The following is a 21,454-nucleotide window of genomic DNA, read 5'->3' as shown; positions in this document are numbered from 1 at the left end:
CGCCCGGCTAGTGCCGCGGGGCCTTGCCGGCGATAAAGAGGATTGCGTGCTCAAGCGCGTACCCCGGGGACCGGCCGCCGCCCTTGACCATGCGGTCGGTGAGCGCGATGGTTTCAACACACGCGGCAAGATCCGCGCGTTTCCACCCGCGCGCCTGCTGCTGGGCCTGCTGGACCTGCCAGGGAGCCATGCCCAACTGCGAGGCGAGTGCGGCGGCCGGCTCGTTGACACCGAGCACCTTGGCCAGCTGGCGCACCTTCATGGCCAGCGTCGCCACGATGGGGATCGGATCGGTTCCAGTGCTCAGCGCATGACGCAGCGTGCGCAGGGCAACCTGGGCATTGCCGGCAATGGCGGCGTCGGCGACTTTAAAGGCCGTGGCCTCGACGCGCCCGCCGTAATACTTGTCCACCACGTCCTGGTCGATGGTGCCGGTGGTGTCTTGGACCAGCTGAGCGCAGCTGGAGCCAAGCTCGGCCAACGAGTTGCCGACGGCCGCAACCAGCGCCTTGATGGCGTCGTTGGTGATACGGCGTTTGGCCGCCTTGAACTCGGCGGTGACGAACTCGATCTTCTCCGCGTCCTTTTTGACCGGCTGGCAGTTCACGATCACCGCGCCGGCGGCCTTGAGCGCGTCAAGCAATTTTTTCCCGCGGACGCCCCCGGAGTGATGCAGGATTACCACGTTCTCCGGCGCGGGAGATTTCAGGTAGGCCAGGGCATCCTTGAGGAAGTACTCGTTCATGCTGGCCAGATCGTGAACTTCAACAAGGTTGGCGGTGGTGAACAGCGAGGCGCTGGTGGCCAGCAGCAGTTCGCCGGGCTCATAGGTTTGCGCGTTCAACCTGGTGGTGGCGATATCCTCGCGGGTGGCGGCCTGGGCGCGCAGCAGTTCGAAGGCCCGGGACGCGAGGTACTGTTCCGACCCGGAGAGCAAGAGCAGCGGTTGCGGGGTGATCTCTCGCCAAGAGATCCCGGGATTGGCCTGGGCGCGTGCCATCAAACTCCTTAGTGCGTCGTGCAATATATCGATCCTACCGAACCGGGGAGCCCAGCGATGCCGCCTGCACCCCCTCAGGGGTGAATGTGAGCAGAATAGTTCCCTGCTCATCGGTGCGCAGCACCTGCGCGCCAACACCCTTCGCGGTGTCCACGATCGCCTGGTTGGGGTGCCCGTAGGTGTTCTTCGCACCCACCGAAATCAAAAACACCTGCGGTTTCACCGCCTTGATCAGCTCTTCTCCCCCGTTGCGGGCGCCGTGGTGCGAGGCCTTGAGGATGGTTGCGGGGCCCTGCGGGTGCGCGGCCAGCAGCCGGCGCATTGCCTGCTCCTCCATGTCCCCGGCGGTTACAAAATCAACGTGCCCGGATCCCACGGCGAACGTGAAACGCAGCACCAGGGAGATGTCATTGGGCTCGGCCCCGCGAACCTGGGACGGATCGGGGCCGATCACGGTGAAGGCGACCGCCTCTCCGTGCCCGGTGTCACCGGGGTTGAGCACCTCGTGCGGCTGCCAGAGCTGCTCGGGAAAACCTGCCGAGACCAGTTTTTGCCCCAGCGTGATCCCCGAGGCTTCCAGCTCCGAAAGCCCGCCAAAGTGGTCGTTGTCCTGATGGGTCATGAACACCTTGGACAGCGAGGTGATCCCCAGCTGGTGCAGGCAGTCCACCACACCGCCCTGCGGCGGCCCGGTATCGATCAGCCAGCCGTTGGCGGGGCCGTCGCGGATCACCAGCGCGTCCCCCTGGCCGACATCGCACATCGCCAGCGACCACGTCCGCTCGATCGGCGCTTTCCAGAACAAGGTGGCCGGGAGCACCAGGGCGGCGACAAAAAGCGCCAGGGCGCCGAGCAGGCCCCAGCAGATCCGCTGCACCCGCTGGTGCTCGCTCTGGCTCGCAGAAATCAGCAGCACGCAAAAAACCACCGCAATCCCGGCGGCGATCACCACCCCCGGCAGACCCTGCGGCCAGGGCCGGCTGGCCCCGGGAAGTTCGACTACCAGCCGCGCGATCTGGCCGATGGCTTCGGCCGGCCAGGCAATCAGCCAGAGCAGCGTGTGCGCCAGGGAGGGAAGCACGGTGCACACCAGCAGTGCGAGCACCCCGAGGATGGTGATCACCGGCAGCAACGGAGCCACCAGCAGGTTCGCTGGCAGGGAGTAGAGGCTGAAGTTCTCATTCAGCGCGATCACCACCGGCAGGCAGGTGAACTGCGCGGCGCAGCAGATCGCGGTCAGTTCCGCCAGCCCCGCCGGAAGGATGCGTCCGGCCAGCTCGCCCAGGCTCGGGGCGAGCATGATGATTCCGGCGGTGGCCAGCACCGATAACGCGAACGCCGGTTCGCTGCCCAGCGAACGGTCGATCAGCAGCAGCACCGTGGCGCTGACCCCCAGGATGCCCAGGGAGCCCTGGCCGCGCCCGGATAACAGGGAAAAGACCGCGATCGCCCCCATGAGCCCGGCGCGCAACACGCTGGGATCGGGCCCGACGAACATCACAAACAGACCCAGGCACCCGGCCATCAGCACCCCGGCCAGCAGCCGCGGCACCGCGAACAACCGCAGCAGAAGCATCACCATCGATCCCAGCAACGCGATGTTCGACCCGCTGACCGCGGTCAGGTGGCTCAACCCGCTGGCCTTCATGGCCTCGTCCAGCTGCTCATCCTGCCCGGAACGGTCCCCGTACAGCATGCCCGGCAGCAGCGCCCGGGCGTGAGGCGGCAGGTTTTCAAGCTGCGCGGCAAATCGTTCCTTGAGGTTGCTTGCCGGGGTGGGCAACGACCAGCTTCTGACCTTGGGCTCGCTGTCCGCGCGGGCCCACCAGCTGAAACTACCCGAGCCCTCGGCCGGTTGCAGGGTTGCGATGACGCTGAACTCGCGGGTGTTGCCCGGCAACGGGCCGGGCAGGCTCAGGTAGATCGGGATGCGGCAGGAGACCCAGTTTCCCTGGCTCTGGTAGGCGGTCAGCTCGGCGGCCCCGGCGATGCGGCCCTCGCGGCTGGGCGGGGGCTGTTCAAAGTGCACGGCGATGCGGCGTTGTTGCTCCCCTGGTTCGGGCAGGGTGCAGTCGCGGGTGTGAAGCGCGGCCCCGAAAACCGCCAGCGCGCCAAGCAGCAACAGCAGCGGGCCGGTGAACCACGGGGCGGCCGACGGGGTGTTGTGCCGCGGGCGCAGCAGCAGGGCGATCCCGCCGGCCAGCGCACCTAGCAGCAGCAAGATCACCCACCCCGGAGGGTGCAGCAGCGCCGCGAGCCACGCCCCGCCCAACAGCCAGAGCCCGCGGAAATCGGTGCGCATTACCGGCGCCTCACGGTTCGACCAGGTCGCGCAGGTTGCCCAGGACAGCCGGCCCGATGCCGGAGACCGCATCCAGCTCGTCCACCGAGGTGAACGGCCCGTTGGCCTCGCGGAAATCGATGATCCTCCCGGCCAGTGCCGGGCCGATGCCCGGAAGCTCTTGCAGGGTCTGCGCATCGGCGGTGTTCAGCGAAACTTTTGGGTTCTCCGCTTCCGCCGGTGCTGATGCCGAGCCGGCCGTGGCCTCGGCCCCGGGCAGCACTACCTGCTGGCCGTCGCTGAGCGGCGCGGCCAGGTTCAGCAGTTCGGGACGCGCGTTTTTGCCCATGCCACCGGCGGCTTCCAGCGCGTCGACGATCCGCGAGCCGGCGGCCAGGGAATAAACCCCCGGCTTTTTCACTGCGCCTACCACATGCACCGTCACCCCGCCGGCCGCCGGTGTCTGACCCGTTGCGGATTGGGGTGCGGACTGCGAGCCGGAAGGACCCGCATCCCCGGGCACCGGCAGGGGCGAGGGTGAGGAGACCAGCGGCACGGTCTGCAGCTGGGTGGTGGTTGGCGGCGGGGCCAGCAGGATGGACAGGCCGATCCAGGCGAGCACCACCAGCACAAGGACCAGCACCGCCGCACGGCTCACGGCAAAACGCAGCCGCGAGGCCTGCGGTGTGTACCGGCTGAAAAAGTCATGGCGCCCCATGCGCCCCAGTGTGGGCTAGGGCTGGCCTGAGGCGGCCGCATCGGGTCCGGACTGTGGATACAGCGGGGCGACGGCCACCCCGAGGACCCCCATTCCGGTGTGGGCGGCCAACACCGCCGGCAGCGAGCAGACAAGCACCTCCGGAGCGCTATAGGGTTTCAGCTCGGTGGCGATCTCGCTGGCCAGCTCGGCCGCCCCGAAATGCATCACACCCAAACGCACCGGCCCGGTGGCCGCGGCGGAATCCCGCTGGGCCAGGGCGACCAGCCGGGCCTGGGCCCGGGCGAAGGAGCGCGGTTTTTCCAGCGGGGTGATCGCCCCGTCCACGATGCCCAGGATCGGTTTGACGTTCAACAGGTTGCCGAACACCGAGGAGACGGTGCTGATGCGCCCGCCGCGGCGCAGCTGCTCCAGGCTGGGCACCGCGAAATACACCGAGTTGGTTTTCGCCGCGGAGGCCAGCTGCTCGAGCATTGCCAACCCGGCACCGGCCTGCCGGGCGGCGAGCACGTCGGCCACCGCATAGCCCTGGGCCAGGGCCACGGTCCCCGAATCGATCACGCTGACCGGGATGGCGGCCTGGGAGGCCGCCAATCGGGCCGCCTCCAGGGTTCCGGAGAGCGCCGCGGAGAGGTGGATGGAGATGACCACCTGGCAGCCGGCATCGGCCAGCTGCTGGTAGGCGCGCGCAAACTCCCCGGGGGCCGGGCGCGAGGTTTTCACCGACTGGCCCATGGCCAAACCCATCATCAGCGCGTTGATGTCCTCGCCGTGCACGTGGTTGTCCACGATGATCGGGATGCCCAGGATGATCAAGTCCTCGCTGTGCCGCAGCTGCGGCGGCAGGCAGCAGGCCGAATCGGTCACCACCCCGATGCGGGGACCAGTTGGCCCACGCGGGGCCAGCAGCTTATGCAGCCAGCCCGTGCGTGGGCTCTTGGATCGCTCAGTCATATCTTGAGCTTACGGTACGAGCGGCCGCAGCTACGGCGCCGGAACCACGTTCACCAGCTTGGGGGCGCGCACAATCACCTTCAGCGGCGCCTTGCCGTCGAGCATCCGCACCACGGCCTCGTGGGCCAGCGCCTGCTCGCGCAGCTCGTCCTCGGTGATGTCCACCGAGACCTCAAGGCGCGCGCGCACCTTGCCCTTGATCTGCACCACGGCGGTGATGGTCTCATCCACCAGCAGGGACTGGTCAACCTCTGGCCAGGCGCTGTTCACGACGCTCGGCGCGTAGCCCAGCGCCTGCCACATGTCCTCGGCGGTGTACGGGGCGAACAGGCTCAGCAGCTGGGCGACGACGGTGGCCGCCTCGCGCACCGCTGGATCCGCCGCGCCGGCACCGGAGTCGATGGTTTTGCGGGTGGCGTTGACCAGCTCCATGGTTTTTGCGATCACCACGTTGAACTTGCCCGATTCAAGCAGCTGGGCCGACTCGTGCACGGTGCGGTGGGTGACCTGGCGCAGCGCCTGTTCGCCTTGGGTGTAGTCCGCACCCGGCTCGCTGGCAGTGTCCTGGGCCAGGCGCCAGGCGCGGGCCAGGAACTTCTGCGAACCGCCCGGGGACACATCGGCCCAGTCGACGTCGTCCTCCGGCGGGGAGGCGAAGACCATGGTCAGGCGGATCGCGTCCACGCCGAACTTGTCCAGCTGCTGTCCCAGGTCCACGCCGTTGCCCAGCGACTTGCTCATGGCCTTGCCGCCGTTGAGCACCTGGCCCTGGTTCAGCAGGGCGGCAAACGGCTCGGTGGCCTCGATCAGGCCCAGGTCGTAGATGACCTTGGTGAAGAATCGCGAGTACAGCAGGTGCAGGATCGCGTGCTCCACGCCGCCCACGTACTGCCCGACCGGCATCCAGTCGCGCACGGCCTTCGGGTCGAACGGGCCTTGGGTGTAGTCCGGGGAGACGAAGCGCAGGAAGTACCAGGACGAGTCGACAAAGGTGTCCATGGTGTCGGTGTCGCGTTTGGCCGCGGCGCCGCAACTCGGGCAGGGCACGTTGACCCAGTCCTCGGCGGCGGCCAGCGGGGAGGTGCCCTTGGGGGCCAGCTGCTCGCCGCGCAGGTTATCCGGCAGGCGCACCGGCAGCTGGTCCTCGGGAACCGGGATCTCTCCGCAGGCTTCGCAGTGGATGATCGGGATCGGGGTGCCCCAGAAACGCTGGCGGGACAGCAGCCAGTCGCGCAGGCGGAAGTTCACGGTGTGCTCGCCGGTGCCGGCGGCTTCCACGATCTTGATCGCCTTGGCGATCGCGTCGGCCTTGGCCAGCCCGTCCAGCTGCCCGGAATTGACCAGCTGGCCTTCTCCGGTGGTGGCGATGCCGGTGTCGTTCGGGTCCTCCAGCCCGGTGTCCACAACCACCCGCACCGGCAGGTCGAATCTCCGGGCGAAGTCCAAATCGCGCTGATCGTGCGCCGGCACGGCCATGATGGCCCCGGTGCCGTAGTCGGCCAGCACGTAGTCGGCGGCCCAGATGGGCAGCTTCTCCCCCGAGAGCGGGTTGATTCCGTAGCGGCCGGTGAACACACCGGTTTTCTCACGCTCGGTGGACTGGCGCTCGATCTCGCTCAAGGCCTTCACCTGCTCCTGGTAGGCTTCCAGGGCTTCGCGGTGCTCGTCGGTGACCAGTTGCCCGGCCAGCTCGGCATCCGCGGCAACTACCATGAAGGTCGCGCCGTACAGGGTGTCCGGGCGGGTGGTGAAGACCGGGATCTTCACCGCGGGCTTGTCCTCGACGGCCTCGATTTCGAAGGTCACCTCGGCGCCCTCGGAGCGGCCGATCCAGTTCTTCTGCATCAGCAGCACACGCTCGGGCCAGTGGCCTGAGAGCTGCTCCATGTCTTCGAGCAGGCGATCGGCGTAATCGGTGATCTTGAAGTACCACTGGTTCAGCGACTTTTTGGTCACCTGGGTGCCGCAGCGTTCGCAGGCGCCGTTGACAACCTGCTCGTTGGCCAGCACGGTCTGGTCCTTCGGGCACCAGTTCACCGGGTGGTCCTTGCGGTAGGCCAGCCCCTTTTCGTAGAACTTGGTGAACAGCCACTGGGTCCAGCGGTAGTATTCCGGATCCGAGGTATGCAGCCGGCGATCCCAGTCCGCAGAGATCGCGTAGCGCTTGAAACTGGCTGCCTGGGTCTCGATGTTGGTGTAGGTCCAGTCGGCAGGATGCGCGTTGTTCTTAATTGCGGCATTTTCTGCGGGCAGGCCGAATGAATCCCAGCCGATCGGGTGCATCACATCAAAACCGCGCAAGCGCCAGTACCGAGCCACGACGTCGCCCATGGCAAACGCCTCGGCATGCCCCATGTGCAGGTCACCCGAGGGGTAAGGGAACATGTCCAGCACGTAGCGGCGTTCACGCGTGCCGTCGTCGGCCGGCTTGAACACCTCTAGCTCGTCCCAAACCGGTAGCCACTTGGACTCAATGTCCTTGAAGTCGTAGGTTCTGGTCTCGTTCGTCGATGATGTCACTGAACTCTTCTCACAGATTCGCTAAAAAAATTTCCTGCCGGAAAAACTGGTTTCTGCTTCCAGACACAACAAAAGCCCCCAAATTTCCACTCGGGGGTACGGCCACAAGGCCGTTCTTAGGCTAGGTTGCGCTGGGAATACATAGGCCGATTCTACCGCACCCGGGGCTCAGTTCTGCGCATCGATGAAACACCGGGTTTCCGGCGTCGGAGTTATCCACACATCGCTCCCCGCTGCCGCATGGCGTGCCGTGGTGCGCGAAACTCACGGTATGAACATCGAAGCCTTGCTCACCGCGCTGCACACCCTGTGCGCATCCCCACACCCAGGGGGAACCCGGCTTGCCGCCGGCATGCTGGTGCGATTGGGTGCGCTGTGCCTGAGCCTGTTCACCGCCATCGGCCGGCTAGTTCATGAATCCAACGATCCGCGCCTGGTGCTGGCCCATGCCCAGCTGGTGGAAAACATGGCCCAGCAGGTTCATTACCAGCAGTTGGGCAGCGCGCTGGATGCCGAGCTGACTGGCGCGGCCAACCTCAGCTTGGAAACCTTCGACGCCGTGCGGGCCCAAGGCTGCGATTTCGACACCGAGGCAGAATTCACCACGTCCCGCCCCTGTTATCCCAGCGCCGCCGATCTGCTGGCCGCCTGGCTGTCGATCACCTATTTCGAGGCGCAGCGGCGGATCGAGGACGCCCACCTGCTCATCGGCCGCCGCAACGTCCAGGGCACTATCTGCGCCCCGAGGTTCGAGCACCTGGCTCAGCTTTACGCCCAGGGCAACGCCGATCGCCGACTGATCGCCAGTACCGCGCGGAGTTTAGCGAAACTGGAGAAGCCGGATACCACCTTCGAGGGGATGCCAAGCGAGCTGGCGGCCCGTGCACCGGACGGCAAAACGTTGGAGGAGCACGCCGCGCAAGCGCTGGAGCAGCTGGGCCCGGTAGAAGCGCGCAAACGGATCTCGACCCAGATCAAGTTGTACAAGCAGCTGCATCAGGATGCGCCCGCCCCGCCGCTGGGACTTTTTGTCGGTCCGGTGATCCGCGGGGTGCACACCTTCGCGCTGCACACCCTGGCCACCCATGCGGAGTTTCTCCGCTCGCTAGCCGCCCAGGCCGGGAGCAAACGCGGACGGGGCGGTGCCAAGGCCCGCCAGGAGGATGCGGCGCCGGCGGAACAAGCCGGGCAAGCTGCGCCGCCGGATCCTGCCCAGGATGCGGCCGATCCCCCGACGCCACCGTGGCTTCGCCCCGAGTCGCCGATGCCCGACTGGGCCTCGGAGCCTGAATCCGGGCAGGGCGGCGCCGAGGACGAGCACGACGAGCAGGACGAGCCGGCGGACACCGAGCCGGATGAGGACACCACGGATGCGGACCCCGAGCAGGATGAGCCTGATCCGGGTCAAGAACCAAGTGCCCCATTGCGCCGGCTCAACGCGTTGATGGACATCCTGTGCACCGCAACCAGCGGCGGCAAAAAGAAAACGATCGTCCCGAAGATCCTGGTTTACCTGTGGCTCAAGGACCTGAAAAATCTGGCCACGGCCCACGGCATCACCGCCCATGGGGTGGACATTCCGCCGGGCGAGCTGAGGCAGCTGCTGGCGGCCGCCCGGGTGATCCCCTTGGTGCTCGGCGGCAACAGCCAACCAATCGACGTCGGCCGCTCCCGACGATTCCACCGGGGAACCATCAAAATGGCGGTGATGGCCCGCGATCGGGGCTGCATCGTGCCCGAATGCACCACCCCGCCGGATTTGGTGGAGATCGACCACTATAAAAAACCCTGGTCCGAGGGCGGGACAACAAGTGTGGATTCCGGGGCCGCGATGTGCTCCAACGAGCATCACGGGCGCCACGCCGGCCACCTGAAGGTGGTTGACGTGGACGGGCTGCCCCATGTGGTGCTGCCCCCGCACGTGGACCCGGAGCAGAAACCCCGGCGCAACACCTACTGGGGAGCCCTGCAGTTAGATGATGAACCGGAGCAGCCTGGGGAACCGTAGCGGCCCGCCGTTGGCCGGCAGCGAAACGGGTCCCGGTCAACCAGAAGCTGGTTGGCCGGGACCCGTTTCACGCACGTTGCACCCTAGGGGCTAGGCCTTGGTGTCTTCGTCGACCCAGTCGAAGGTGCGGGTGACGGCCTTCTTCCACAGACGCAGGCTGCGTTCGCGTGCCTGTTCATCCATGGCTGGCTCCCAGCGTTTGTCCTCGGCCCAGTTCGCTTCCAGTTCGCCCAGGTCCTTCCAGTAGCCGACGGCCAGCCCGGCCGCGTAGGCGGCACCCAGCGCGGTGGTCTCGGTGACCTTGGGGCGGACCACGGGAACTCCCAGGATATCGGCCTGGAACTGCATCAACGCTTCGTTGGCGACCATTCCGCCGTCGACCTTCAGTTCGGTCAACGGCACCTCGGCGTCGGCGTTCACCGCATCGAGCACCTCGCGGGTCTGGAAAGCCGTGGACTCAAGCGCCGCGCGGGCAATGTGGTGCTTGTTCGCGTAGCGCGTCAACCCCACGATCGCGCCGCGGGCATCCGAACGCCAGTACGGGGCAAACAGCCCGGAGAACGCCGGGACGATGTACACCCCGCCGTTGTCCTGAACCTGGGCGGCGAGCTCTTCGATTTCTGCGGCCGAGGCGATCATGCCGATGTTATCGCGCAACCACTGCACCAGCGAACCGGCTACGGCAATCGAACCTTCCAGCGCGTACACCGGATCGGCATCACCCAGCTTGTACGCCATCGTGGTGATCAGTCCGTTGGAGGAGTTCACGATCTCGGTGCCGGTGTTGAAAATCAAGAAGCAACCGGTGCCGTAGGTGTTTTTTGCGGTACCCGCGGTGAAAGCGGCCTGCCCGAACGTCGCCGACTGCTGGTCGCCCAGGATGCCGGCGACCGGCACCTCGCGCAGCAGCTGGTTGGAGGCCACCGTGCCGTACACCTCGGAGGAGGATTTGATCTCGGGCAGCATCGAGGCAGGAACCCCGAAATCGGCCAGGATCTGCTCATCCCACTGCAGGGTCGACAGGTTCATAAACAAGGTGCGCGATGCGTTGGTCACGTCGGTGACGTGCACCCCGCCGTCCACGCCGCCGGTCAGGTTCCACAGCACCCAGCTGTCGGTGGTGCCGAACAGCAGGTCGCCGGCCTCGGCGCGTTCGCGCGCCCCGGGAACATTATCCAGAATCCACTTGATTTTGGTTCCGGCGAAGTAGGTTGCCAGCGGCAAGCCCACCGTTTGTTTGTAGCGTTCGATCCCATGGTCCGAGGCGAGTTGATCGACGATGTCCTGGGTGCGGGTATCTTGCCAGACGATCGCGTTGTAGACCGCCTCGCCGGTGTTTTTGTCCCACACCACGGTGGTTTCACGCTGGTTGGTGATTCCCACAACCTCGATGTCGTGCCTGGTCAGGTTCGCCTTGGACAGGGCCGTGCCGATGACTTCGCGCACGTTGTCCCAGATCTCGGCGGGGTTGTGCTCAACCCACCCGGCGGCCGGGAAAATCTGCTCGTGTTCGAGCTGGCCTACCGAAACGACCTCGCCGGCGTGGTCGAAAACGATCGCACGGGAACTGGTGGTTCCCTGGTCAATTGCAATGACGTATTTGTTACTCACGGTCAATCAACTTTCTGTTCGTGAATCAGCGGTACTAGAGCAGGAAGGCGACACCCAGGCCGCCCAGGGCGCCACCGAGCAGCGGACCAACCACCGGAACCCAGGCGTAGGACCAGTCGGATGACCCCTTGCCCGGGATCGGCAAGATCGCATGGGCCAGGCGCGGCATCAGGTCGCGCGCCGGGTTGATGGCGTAGCCGGTCGATCCGCCCAGGGACAGGCCGATGGCCACTACCAGGAAGCCTACAGCCAGCGGGCCCAATCCATTGGGAGTTCCGCCGAAACCGCCGATCACGAACACCAGGATGAAGGTTCCGATGATTTCGGAGACCAGGTTCCACCCGTAGGAGCGGATGACCGGGCCGGTCGCGAAGACACCCAGGACATTTCCCTGGTTCTCCTTTTGGTCAAAATGTTTTTTGTAGGCAAGCCACGCAAGAACGGCGCCCAAAAACGCGCCGATGAGCTGGGCGAGGACGTACAGCGAGGCATTGCCCCAGGTTTTGGCGACACCGTCAGCTAGCTCGGTTGCCTCCGGGTTGATCATGGTACCGAAGGTGACGGCCGGGTTGAGGTGGCCGCCGGAGGGGGCCGAAACCCACACCCCGCAAAAAACGGCTAAGCCCCAACCGAAGCTGATGGCTACCCAGCCGGCAGCGCTTCCCAAGGTGCCCTTCAGGGACACGTTGGCGCAAACGCCCGCGCCCATCAGGATCAGTACCAGGGTTCCGATGAGTTCGGAAAGAAACACGTGAGTGGACAACATTGACCCCTATGCGCAATTTCGCTCGCCGGCGACACCCTGCCGCCGGCGCAACGGCAGAATCAGACCAGGACGACGCCGTGGCTTTCTGCCAGGACCGAGAGCGAATGGTCGATCTCGGCCTGGGTCTGGGAGGAGTCCCAGCCCATCTGGTCTGCGAGGCAGTGTGCCACCTCGGTGACCAATTCCTTGGTAACCAGGCCGCGGAAGGCCAGGTTGGTGCGACGGATGAAGACGTCGATGAGCCGGCCGACCTGCTCGTTGGCCGCCATGTAGGAGATTTCTTGGCAGGAGAGCTCCCTGGTGTGCTCCAGCAGCTTTTCGTTTTCTCCCAGGTGCTCCAGCACCGCGTCGGCGCCGGTGCCGTAACGTTCAAGCAAGATCCGCAGACGTTCGCGGGTGGCAACGGATTCGCGGGCCGCAAACCAGGCGGCCAATTCGCCTTCGTTGGCCGGGAAGTCGGCGCCACCGCCGATGGAGACTCCCACGGTGCTGCGCATCTCGCGCTCCCCCAGGAATTCGAGGGCCTTGCCGCCCAGGGTCTCGCTCAGCGCGCGGAAGGTGGTCCACTTGCCGCCGATCAGCGAGAGCATCGTGGTCTCATCGGTCAGCCGGGTTTCCTTGACCTGGTAGTCGCGGGAGACGAAGCCCGGTGCGGTGTCATCGTGGTTGGGCAGCGGGCGGACCCCGGAGAACTTGTAGACGATCTGCTCCTGCGTGACCTTGATCCGCGGGAACACGTGGTGGACCAGGTCGAAGAAGTACTCGATCTCCTCATCGGTGCACACCGCTGGCTCGTTCATATCGTGCTCGATGTCGGTGGTTCCCACCAGCACACGCCCGAGCATCGGGTAGATCAGCACAATGCGGCCGTCTTCGTGCTCGAAGAAGATTTCGCGGCCCCCGGTGGCGGCGAGCAGCTCGGGGTGATCCAGCACGATGTGCGAGCCCTTGGTGCCGCCGGTCCACGCGGTCTGCCGCCCCAGCTCCTTGTTGGTCATATCAACCCAGGCGCCGGTGGCGTTGATGATCACCTGCGCGTCGAAGTCGAAGCTGTCACCGGTGAGCACATCGCGCAGCTGCGCGGTGCCCCCTTCGACGCCGGCCAGTTCAACGTAGTTGCTCGCGCGTGCCTGGGGATTGGCGCGCAGACCGTCGCGCAGCACGTCCAGGGTGAGGCGTTCGGGGTTGTGCACCGAGGCGTCGAAGTAGGTGGCGGTGTATTTCACATCGTCGCGCAGCTGCGGCAGGTCCTGGCGGGCGGCCTTGCCGGCTTTGAAGTTGTGCCACGGGGTGTTTCGCCCGCCGATCCCGGCGAACACGTCGTACATCACCAGCCCGGCCTTGATCAGCGCCGCACCGCGCTCGGTCGGCTTGCCCGACTTGTGGGTCAAGAAGCGCATCGGGGCGGAGAGGATGCCGGAGAAGGTGGAGAAAATCGGGATGGTGGTCTGCAGCGGCTTCACGTAATGCGGGGCGATCTCAAGCAGCGAGTTGCGCTCCTGGACCGATTCGTGCACCAGGCGGAATTCGCCGTTTTCCAGGTAGCGGATGCCACCGTGGATCATGTGCGAGCTCGCCCCGGATGCGCCCTGGCAGTAATCCCCGCGCTCAACCAGCGCGACATCGATGCCCTGCATGGCGAGGTAGCGGAAGGTGGCGACGCCGTTGATGCCGCCGCCGACGATCAGAACCTGTGCCTTTGGCCGTTCGCGAAGTTTGGCCAGCTGTTCCCGAATCACGACGTGATGCCCCTTAGTAACTATTGAGTAGGTCTACGGGTTAGTGTTGTCGGTAGCGCACAAAGCGGTCAAACGATTTGCACAAACGTGCAGAAATGGTCAGATTGATGCAAAAACCACCCCCGACAGGGCCCTATCGACGCCCCCCGGCTGACACATCCGTGCAGTACGGCTCACGCGAGCGGGACGCGTTGCGCGCGGCCCAGCTGTACTACCTGCAGGATGTGAAGATGGAGGTCATCGCCCGCGAGCTGGGCACCTCGCGCTCAACGGTCTCGCGCCTGCTCTCCCACGCCAAACGCACCGGCATGGTCGCCATCAGCATCTCCCCCAGTGCCGGAATGTCCGCCCAGCTCTCCACCCAGCTCTGTGAGCGGTTCGGCATCAACGTGCAGGTGGTGCCGACCGACGGGTCGATGGACGACGCGCAGCTGCTGAGCCGGGTGGCCTCGTATGCGGCCCACCAGCTGGGCGCCATGGTTTCCTCCTCGATGACCGTCGGCGTGGCCTGGGGGTCCACCATGCAGGCGGTCTCCACCGCGCTGAGCTCGCACCCAACCCACGACACCGTGATCGTGCAGCTGAACGGTGCGGCGAATCCGGTGACCAGCGGGGTGCGCTACGCCAGCGAAATCCTCACCCGCTTCGGCCAGGCGTTCACCGCGCGGGTTGAGCAGTTTCCGGTGCCGGCGTTTTTCGACCGCGCCTCCACCCGGCGGGCGATGTGGCAGGAAACGTCGGTTAAACGGGTGTTGAAGGTGCAGGCTGAGATGAACCTCGCGGTGTTTTCACTCGGTGCGGCCGGCTCGGCCGTCGCATCCCAGGTGTACCGCGGCGGGTACCTGAGCCAACAGGAATCAGCGCAGCTGGCGAAGATCGGCGTGGTGGGCGATGTGGCGACGGTATTTTTTGATCGGCACGGGCACGGATCGGGTATTGAAATCAACGCCCGCTCCACCGGGCCGGCGCTGGATGACCTGCTGCGTGTGCCGCGGCGTTTCTGCGTGGTGGCCGGGCGGGGAAAGGTCCAGGCCGTACGAGGAGCGCTCAATGGCGGGTTGATCACCGATTTGGTGATCGACGAGGGGGCGGCCCTGGCGCTGGCGAACGGGTAGGATCAACACCATGAGCCTACGATCACTGCATGTCAGCACGCACCACCACTTCGGCTCAACCCTGAAGGTCTTCACCTACCGGGCACAGGGGCTGGCAAGCCGCGGGGTGCTTTTCGCGGTGCACGGTTTCCGCGGGGACCACCATGGGCTTGCGCGGATCATCGCCGCGCTGCCGCAGTACACCGTGGTGGTCCCGGATCTGCCGGGTTTTGGTGCCTCCACCTCCATGACGCAGCAGCCCCACGACGTCAGCGGGTACACGCTCCTGCTCACCGCCCTGGCCGACGAGCTGGGCCTGGGGCCGGCAACGCACCTGGTGGGACACTCGTTCGGCTCCATCGTCGCGGCCAAGCTGGCCAGCGAACGCCAGTTTGCCTCGCTGACCCTGCTTAATCCGATTTCCGAACCCGCCTTGGAGTCCTCCCAGGCGCTGCTGGCCAAACTCACCAGCATCTACTACGAGCTGTGCGCCAAACTACCGGTGCGCGTGGGCGAGGCGCTGCTGCGTTCCACCGCGTTCAGCGACGCGATGAGCTTGGTCATGACCAAAAGCCGCGACCCGAAGATGCGGCGGTATGTGCGCGAGCAGCACCGGGCCTACTTTGGCGGTTTCCATTCGCGCACGACGCTGGCCGAGGCCTACCAGGCGTCCATCGGCGACACCGTGGGCAGCTACTCCCCCGCCATCGGCACCCGCACGCTGATGATCGGCGGGATGCAAGACGAGCTGGGGTCCCCGGCGACCCAGGAAACGCTGCGGGCGAGTTTCGCCCAGGCGCGGCTGCTGATGCTTCAGGACGTCGGGCACCTGATCCACTATGAGAAAGCGCCGGAGGTAGCCGCGGCGATGGACTCGTTCCTGCGCGCGGAATAGCTGGCGTCGTCCGGCTAGAGCACCTGGTCCGGATCCACGGCGATCACCGCAACCGGTTCCTTGGCCGCGGCCATCCGCGCGCGCAACGCCCGCAAGCAGTGGGTGACCGCCGGGCCGTTGGCATAACTGAAAAAGAGCACGTAGCGGTGCTCGATCGGCGGCCCGTCGAGGATGGTCGGCCCGTGCACCACCACCAGCTGGCGGGTTGTTTCATCCAGCGCCGCGATCAGCCGTTGCGCCCCGGGCCCGGTGACCAGCGCGCTGCGAACCGCCGGGGGCAGGCCGATCTCGCGGCGTTCGGACAATTCGCGTTGGGCAAAACCGGTCGCATCCCAGCGCACGAGCGCGGCCCCGGCCGGGCTCGGCTCACCGGTGAGCACCACCGTCGCGTCGCTTCGGGCCAGGCTCGCCGCGGTGAACCAGCGCGCCAGGACCGTCTCGGTGTTGCGCAGCGAATCGTGGGCAAGCATCTTATCCGCATCCAGCAGGAGCACCGCGGCGTACCCGGACTGCGCGACGGGTTCAACCCCGGGGGTCGCGACAACCAGCGCCGGTTTATCCGGGACCTTGGCCAGCGGTTTGGCGCCCGTGGAGGACAGCACGCTGACCGAGGGGAACGCCAGGCCCAATTCCTCGGCCGTGCGCTCCGCGCCGATGCTGGTGGCCCGGATGCGTGGTGAGCCGCACTGCGCGCAGTGGTAGTTGTGGTATTGCTCCCCGCACCAGCGGCAGCCAACGTGCGCGAGCTGGCCGGTGAGCTGCAACGGCCCCTGGCAGCGCTGGCAGCGAGCCGGTCTCCGGCAGTCCTGGCAGGAGAGCGCCGGCATAAAACCGGTGCGCGCCACCTGGATGAGCACCGGGCCGGTTTCCAGCGCCTTGGTTGCTTCGCGCCAGGCCAGCGGCGGGATGCGCACACGCGAAAGCACCGGATCGCGGTCCAGTTCAAAATCATTGGTGGTCGCCACCACCCGCGGGGTGTGCGCCCGCAGCAGCTCGCGGGGCATTTTCAGCTCGGTGGCCCACCCGGTCTCGACCAGCCGCTGGGACTCCACGGAGCGTGAGGCGGCCGCCAGCAGCACCGAGATCTCCGCCTGCTGGCTGCGCAGCAGCGCCACCTCGCGGCTGTGCTGGTAGGGTGCGCGCAATTCACGGTGCGACTGGTCCGCATCCTGCCAGATAATCATCAGTTCCAGCCTCGGCACGTGGCACAGGGCTGCCGAGCGGGTCCCGACGACCAGCTGCACATGACCGCCGATGGCGCGCAGGAAGTTGCGGTAGCGCGGGGTCGGCCCGTTCTCGGCCTGCAACCGCGCATAGGCCAAGGAACCGAGCCGCTCATCGAGGAACTCGCACAGCTCATCGAGGTCGCGCGCGTCGGGAACGACGATCAACACCCGGGCGCCACGTGCAAGCACCGGGCGGGCCGCCTCAAGCAGGAAGCCTGGCCAGGAGCCGGCGAAGTTTGGCACCCAGCTGGCCACGGCCCGCCGGGTGCGCCCCGCGGCCCAGTCCGCAAGCACCGCAGCGCCCTGCTCGTAGTGCTCCAGTTGGTTCGGCTGCTCCCCAGACCCCAGTTCGCCTGGCTCCAGTTCCCCCGGCGCCAGTTCCTCGGGCTCCAGCGGCGGGGCCGTGACAAGCTCTTCCTTTTCCACCTTGGCGGCCCGGGTGGGCACGGCCAGGCGCACCACATCCCACAGGGTGCCGGCATAACGTTCGGCCACCAACGTGGCGGCGGCAACAACGTCGGGGTGCAATACCACCTGATCGGAGACCAGCTTGGACAGCGGACGCAGCGCGATCTGGGGTTGATGATCCGCCAGCAGCTCGACGATGAACCCGGCCAGCTGCTGCGCCCCGAATGGCACCTTCACCCGCACTCCCACCCGGGCGGAGTCCTGCATGGAGGCCGGCACCTCGTAGTCGAAGAGCCGGTCCAGGTGCGGGAGCGAAGAATCAATCAGCACCCGGGCAACCCGCTTGAGGCGGGGTTGGCCGGGTGCTGCGATGAGGCTGTCTTGCTGCACCGAGATTAGGCGTTGAACCAGGTGCGCAGGGCGTCGACGCGGTCCAGCTTCTCCCAGGTGAAGTCGGACTCGTCGCGGCCAAAGTGGCCGTGGGCCGCGGTTTTGCGGTAGATCGGGCGCTTGAGGTCCAGCTCCTCGATGATTCCCAGCGGGCGCAGGTCGAATACCTCATTGATGGCGGCGGTGATTTTGGCCGGATCCACGGTTTCGGTCCCGAAGGTCTCCACGTAGAGGCCGACCGGGCGGGCGACACCAATTGCGTAGGCCACCTGGACTTCGGCGCGGCTGGCAAGCCCTGCGGCGACGATGTTTTTCGCAACCCAGCGCATCGCGTAGGCGGCCGAACGGTCGACCTTGGACGGATCCTTGCCGGAGAAGGCGCCGCCGCCGTGGCGGGCGAATCCGCCGTAGGTATCGACGATGATCTTGCGGCCGGTCAACCCGGCATCACCCACCGGGCCGCCGATGATGAACGGTCCCGAAGGGTTCAAAATCACCTTGGTTTTGGAAACATCCAGCTCGGAGCGCTCGAGGATCGGGGTGACGACCTCTTCGAGCAGGTCCGCCTTCAGCGTGGCCAGTTCGTATTCGGCCGCATGCTGGCTGGAAACCACCACGGTGTCCACCGAAACCGGCTTGTCCCCGTCGTAGCCGATGGTGACCTGGGTTTTCCCATCCGGGCGCAGCAACGGCATACGCCCGTTCTTGCGCATCTGGGTCAGTCGTTCGGAGAGGCGGTGGGCCAAAAAGATCGGGGTCGGCATCAGCGAGGCGGTCTCATTGGACGCATAACCGAACATCAGGCCCTGATCGCCGGCACCTTGGAGGTCGCGCTGATCCTTGGCGGTGCCCTCGCGGGACTCGAGCGAGTTGAACACGCCGTCGTGGATCTCCTGGGACTGCTGCCCGATCGAGACCGACACGCCGCAGCGCGCCCCGTCGAATCCGTTGGCCGAGGAATCGTAGCCGATATCCAAGATGGTGCGGCGCACGATCTCCGGGATCTCGACGTAACCGTTGGTGGTTACCTCGCCCGCCACATGCACCAGGCCGGTGGTGGTCAGGGTTTCCACGGCGACCTTTGAATCAGGGTCCTGCGCCAGCATGGCGTCGAGGATCGCGTCGGAGATCTGGTCGCAGATTTTGTCCGGGTGGCCCTCGGTTACGGATTCCGAGGTGAAAAGACGAAGTTCAGGGGTTGTTGAAGTCACCTTTGTACTCTATCTGGTCGAATCGACCGGTTGGCAGAAGTTGCTGCGTTCGTGACCAAGCGCTATATGGCGCGGCTCACTTTTAGCTGGTTGTGTGACCGTTTATTTCGCCGGCCACCTGTTGGATGACGACGCGGGCCACGTCGAGTTTGCCGCCGGCGGCGGACACCGCGGGTTTGCCGTCGGCGAAGAGCACCTGCACGGTGTTGCTGTCGGTGCCGAAGGTCAGGTTCTCGCCCACCTCGTTGACCACCAGCAGCTCGCAGCCCTTGCGCGAAAGTTTTGCCCGGCCGTAGTCCAGCACGCTGCCTTGCTCGTCGCCGGTTTCCGCGGCGAAACCGACGATCACCGCTGGCAAGCGCGGGTTGCTCTCGCGTGCGGCGACCAGCTCTGCCAGGATGTCCGGATTGCGTACCAGTTCGATGACCGGGGCCGAATGCTCATCGCGCTTCTTGATTTTCGCGTTGTGGACCGCCGCGGGCCGGAAGTCCGCCACCGCCGCATTCATGATCAACACGTCCTGGCCTTCGGCGTGGGCGAACACCGCTTCACGCAGCTGCAGTGCGCTCGAAGCGTGCACCAGCGCCACCCCGTGGGGCGGCGGGACCTCCAGATGGGTGGCGATCAAGGTCACCTGGGCGCCGGCATCGCGGGCGGCCGCGGCCAGTGCGACCCCTTGGCGTCCGGAGGAGCGGTTACCCAAAAAACGCACCGGGTCCAGCGGCTCGCGAGTTCCGCCGGCGGTGATCAGCACCTTGCGCCCGGCCAGGAGCGGCTCGGAGAGCAGATCCTGGATGGATTCGAAAATTTCCTGCGGTTCGGGCAGCCTGCCCGGGCCGCTGTCTTTTCCGGTCAGCCGGCCGGCGGCCGGTTCGATGACCCGCACGCCGCGCTGACGCAACACGGCGGTGTTGGCGACGGTTGCCGGGTGCTGCCACATTTCGGTGTGCATCGCCGGAGCCATCACCACCGGCGCGTCGGTGGCCAGCAGGGTTCCGGTGAGCAGGTCGTTGGCCAACCCGGCGGCGGCGCGCGCCATGAGGTCCGCGGTGGCCGGGACCACCAGGACCAGATCGGCCTGCTGACCCAAACGCACGTGGTTGACGGTGTCGACTGCATCGAACACGTTAGCGGTAACCGGGTTCCCGGAGAGCGCCTCCCAGGTGGCATTGCCGACAAAGTGCTCCACGTTGCCGGTCGGGATGACATCCACGTGGTGCCCGGCCTCGCGCAGCAAGCGCAACAGGAGCACGGACTTGTAGGCGGCGATCCCGGCAGAGACACCTAAAACGATTCGCTTCACGCAGCATTTCCTTGGAAGGTCGGGCGGTCGCGGTGATGCTCACCGCACCGCGGAACATCGCCCCAGTGCGGGCGTGTGGGGGTACTTAAAGAAAAAGAAGGCGCCCACCAATGGGGCGCCACCTTTTCGACTAGTCCTCGGTGACCTCGACTGGGGTGACCTTCAGCAGGTTCTCATCCAGTTCGCGCAGGGCGATGGTCAGAGGCTTTTCGTTCAGCTTGGTTTCCACCAGCGGACCGACATACTCGAACAGCCCTTCATTCAGCTGTGCGTAGTAGGCGTTGATCTGGCGGGCACGTTTGGCTGAGTTCAGCACAATTGCGTACTTCGAGTCGTTCGTCTCAAGCAACGAGTCGATCGATGGGTTGATGATTCCCTCTAGGTTGGACACAAGACTCCCTTTAGTCATTCTTCAGCCCCATGAGGGCCACAAGCTCTTCGGCGGCACGGGCGACATCGTCGTTGACGATGCGCACGTCGAATTCTGATTCCGCCGCAAGTTCCAGTTTAGCGGTTTCTAGCCGTCGTTGCTGCTCTTGCGGTGTTTCGGTGCCGCGGCCGATGAGGCGGCGGACCAATTCATCCCACGACGGAGGGGCCAAGAAGACGAATTTTGCCTCGGGCATCGACTCCTTGACCTGCCGGGCACCCTGAAGGTCAATCTCCAGCAGCACCTTTTTTCCCTCTGCTACCGCGTCCTCCACCGTCTGGCGGATGGTGCCGTAGCTATTCTGGCCGTGCACCACAGCCCACTCCAGCATCTGGCCTTCGTCGACGAGCTGGTGGAACTTTTCCGGGCCCACAAAATAATAGTGGACTCCATCACTTTCACCCGGTCGAGGATCCCGTGTTGTTGCCGACACGGAAAGCCAAACATCTGGATAGTTATCGCGGATGTAGGTGGAGACGGTTCCCTTGCCTACAGCCGTGGGGCCGGCTAGAACAGTTACCGACGCAGCGGTCATTGACTACACTTTCGTTTTTGGCGGGCTTTGCTTGAAGTGTTCGGTGATTGCGGTGCGTTGCTTGCGCCCCAGTCCGCGCAGGCGGCGGGATGGGGAAATGCCAAGTCGCTCCAGCAAATTCGCCGCGCGTACTTCACCAACGCCCGGTACCGATTCCAAAAGGTCCATGACACGCATGCGTCCCACGGCCTCATCTTCGTATACCAAGTCTAGTACCTCGGTGATGGAAATTTTGCCGGCACTGAACTGGGCCTTGATTTCAGCACGACGGGTGCGGGCGGCTAAAGCTTTAGCGCGTGCCCGGATGCGGTCTTCGTCAGAGAGTTCTCGCAGAACCATCGTTCAGCCATCCTTAATGTGTAGTG

The 21,454-nt window shown here is 65.6% G+C and carries 17 protein-coding genes; 3 read left to right on the top strand and 14 right to left on the bottom strand.

The features are described 5' to 3' along the window. Positions 1 to 7: 7 nt before the first annotated feature. The 5 genes from holA to leuS are packed head-to-tail and all read right to left on the bottom strand — an operon-like array spanning position 8 to position 7,473. The gene (gene holA / locus ACIOWL_RS13100) at positions 8 to 1,000 is read right to left on the bottom strand and encodes a DNA polymerase III subunit delta (protein ID WP_400385719.1); all 993 of its coding nucleotides are present in this window, start codon (positions 998 to 1,000) and stop codon (positions 8 to 10) included. 34 nt (positions 1,001 to 1,034) lie between these two features. Next, positions 1,035 to 3,302, bottom strand: a complete 2,268-nt coding sequence (locus tag ACIOWL_RS13095) for a ComEC/Rec2 family competence protein (RefSeq protein ID WP_400385716.1) — start codon at positions 3,300 to 3,302, stop codon at positions 1,035 to 1,037. 10 nt (positions 3,303 to 3,312) lie between these two features. Next, on the bottom strand, positions 3,313 to 3,999 hold the full coding sequence (locus ACIOWL_RS13090; RefSeq protein ID WP_400385713.1) for a helix-hairpin-helix domain-containing protein: 687 nt from the start codon (positions 3,997 to 3,999) through the stop codon (positions 3,313 to 3,315). Between the two features lie 15 nt (positions 4,000 to 4,014). Next, positions 4,015 to 4,953 (bottom strand): DegV family protein, encoded by a 939-nt coding sequence (locus ACIOWL_RS13085; protein WP_400385710.1) that lies wholly within the window; start codon positions 4,951 to 4,953, stop codon positions 4,015 to 4,017. A 30-nt stretch (positions 4,954 to 4,983) separates the two neighbouring features. Further along, positions 4,984 to 7,473, bottom strand: a complete 2,490-nt coding sequence (gene leuS, locus ACIOWL_RS13080; protein ID WP_400385707.1) for a leucine--tRNA ligase — start codon at positions 7,471 to 7,473, stop codon at positions 4,984 to 4,986. Positions 7,474 to 7,744: 271 nt separating this feature from the next. Between leuS and ACIOWL_RS13075 the strand changes: the two genes are divergently transcribed. Further along, a complete protein-coding gene (locus ACIOWL_RS13075) occupies positions 7,745 to 9,481 on the top strand; it encodes a hypothetical protein (protein ID WP_400385704.1) in 1,737 nt (578 codons plus the stop codon). Between the two features lie 90 nt (positions 9,482 to 9,571). On the opposite strand, the gene glpK is transcribed toward ACIOWL_RS13075, so the two are convergent. From glpK to ACIOWL_RS13060, 3 genes are read right to left on the bottom strand one after another with little or no spacing between them, the layout of a single operon-like run. Then, positions 9,572 to 11,092 (bottom strand): glycerol kinase GlpK, encoded by a 1,521-nt coding sequence (glpK, locus tag ACIOWL_RS13070; RefSeq protein ID WP_400385701.1) that lies wholly within the window; start codon positions 11,090 to 11,092, stop codon positions 9,572 to 9,574. Positions 11,093 to 11,126: 34 nt separating this feature from the next. Continuing rightward, positions 11,127 to 11,858, bottom strand: coding sequence for an MIP/aquaporin family protein (locus ACIOWL_RS13065; protein ID WP_400385698.1), 732 nt, complete (start codon positions 11,856 to 11,858; stop codon positions 11,127 to 11,129). A gap of 59 nt (positions 11,859 to 11,917) precedes the next feature. Further along, positions 11,918 to 13,597 carry an FAD-dependent oxidoreductase gene (locus ACIOWL_RS13060; protein WP_400385696.1) on the bottom strand — a complete coding sequence of 560 codons (1,680 nt, stop codon included), beginning with the start codon at positions 13,595 to 13,597 and terminating at the stop codon, positions 11,918 to 11,920. Between the two features lie 161 nt (positions 13,598 to 13,758). Between ACIOWL_RS13060 and ACIOWL_RS13055 the strand changes: the two genes are divergently transcribed. Next, positions 13,759 to 14,712, top strand: a complete 954-nt coding sequence (locus ACIOWL_RS13055; RefSeq protein WP_400385693.1) for a sugar-binding transcriptional regulator — start codon at positions 13,759 to 13,761, stop codon at positions 14,710 to 14,712. A 10-nt stretch (positions 14,713 to 14,722) separates the two neighbouring features. Next, positions 14,723 to 15,586 (top strand): alpha/beta fold hydrolase, encoded by an 864-nt coding sequence (locus tag ACIOWL_RS13050; protein WP_400385690.1) that lies wholly within the window; start codon positions 14,723 to 14,725, stop codon positions 15,584 to 15,586. Between the two features lie 14 nt (positions 15,587 to 15,600). Here ACIOWL_RS13050 and ACIOWL_RS13045 read toward each other — a convergent pair whose 3' ends face one another. The 6 genes from ACIOWL_RS13045 to mihF all read right to left on the bottom strand — a co-directional run bounded on the left by ACIOWL_RS13045 (position 15,601) and on the right by mihF (position 21,428). Next, entirely contained in the window at positions 15,601 to 17,610 is a 2,010-nt protein-coding gene (locus ACIOWL_RS13045; protein ID WP_400385688.1) for a primosomal protein PriA, read from the bottom strand. A gap of 5 nt (positions 17,611 to 17,615) precedes the next feature. Then, complete coding sequence (gene metK, locus ACIOWL_RS13040) at positions 17,616 to 18,821, bottom strand: methionine adenosyltransferase (RefSeq protein WP_400385685.1); 1,206 nt, start codon at positions 18,819 to 18,821, stop codon at positions 17,616 to 17,618. 82 nt (positions 18,822 to 18,903) lie between these two features. Beyond that, the gene (coaBC, locus tag ACIOWL_RS13035; RefSeq protein ID WP_400385682.1) at positions 18,904 to 20,124 is read right to left on the bottom strand and encodes a bifunctional phosphopantothenoylcysteine decarboxylase/phosphopantothenate--cysteine ligase CoaBC; all 1,221 of its coding nucleotides are present in this window, start codon (positions 20,122 to 20,124) and stop codon (positions 18,904 to 18,906) included. A gap of 130 nt (positions 20,125 to 20,254) precedes the next feature. After that, complete coding sequence (gene rpoZ / locus ACIOWL_RS13030) at positions 20,255 to 20,533, bottom strand: DNA-directed RNA polymerase subunit omega (protein WP_400385679.1); 279 nt, start codon at positions 20,531 to 20,533, stop codon at positions 20,255 to 20,257. Then, positions 20,526 to 21,089: a guanylate kinase gene (gene gmk / locus ACIOWL_RS13025; protein ID WP_400385678.1), complete on the bottom strand. Its 564-nt coding sequence runs from the start codon at positions 21,087 to 21,089 to the stop codon at positions 20,526 to 20,528. Before gmk ends, rpoZ begins: the two co-directional genes overlap by 8 nt. A 3-nt stretch (positions 21,090 to 21,092) precedes the next feature. Next, positions 21,093 to 21,428, bottom strand: a complete 336-nt coding sequence (mihF, locus tag ACIOWL_RS13020) for an integration host factor, actinobacterial type (RefSeq protein WP_047119171.1) — start codon at positions 21,426 to 21,428, stop codon at positions 21,093 to 21,095. Between the last annotated feature and the right edge of the window lie 26 nt (positions 21,429 to 21,454).

The organism is Glutamicibacter sp. NPDC087344, assembly GCF_044744225.1.
GTDB lineage: Bacteria > Actinomycetota > Actinomycetes > Actinomycetales > Micrococcaceae > Glutamicibacter.
This window is presented reverse-complemented; position numbering and strand designations above follow the sequence as displayed.

Bases quoted from the DNA above. Each gene is read 5' to 3' on its own strand.
- holA (WP_400385719.1), bottom strand. From the start codon at position 1,000: ATGGCACGCGCCCAGGCCAATCCCGGGATCTCTTGGCGAGAGATCACC.
- ACIOWL_RS13095 (WP_400385716.1), bottom strand. From the start codon at position 3,302: ATGCGCACCGATTTCCGCGGGCTCTGGCTGTTGGGCGGGGCGTGGCTC.
- ACIOWL_RS13090 (WP_400385713.1), bottom strand. From the start codon at position 3,999: ATGGGGCGCCATGACTTTTTCAGCCGGTACACACCGCAGGCCTCGCGG.
- ACIOWL_RS13085 (WP_400385710.1), bottom strand. From the start codon at position 4,953: ATGACTGAGCGATCCAAGAGCCCACGCACGGGCTGGCTGCATAAGCTG.
- ACIOWL_RS13075 (WP_400385704.1), top strand. From the start codon at position 7,745: ATGAACATCGAAGCCTTGCTCACCGCGCTGCACACCCTGTGCGCATCC.
- ACIOWL_RS13065 (WP_400385698.1), bottom strand. From the start codon at position 11,858: ATGTTGTCCACTCACGTGTTTCTTTCCGAACTCATCGGAACCCTGGTA.
- ACIOWL_RS13050 (WP_400385690.1), top strand. From the start codon at position 14,723: ATGAGCCTACGATCACTGCATGTCAGCACGCACCACCACTTCGGCTCA.
- rpoZ (WP_400385679.1), bottom strand. From the start codon at position 20,533: ATGACTAAAGGGAGTCTTGTGTCCAACCTAGAGGGAATCATCAACCCA.
- gmk (WP_400385678.1), bottom strand. From the start codon at position 21,089: ATGACCGCTGCGTCGGTAACTGTTCTAGCCGGCCCCACGGCTGTAGGC.
- mihF (WP_047119171.1), bottom strand. From the start codon at position 21,428: ATGGTTCTGCGAGAACTCTCTGACGAAGACCGCATCCGGGCACGCGCT.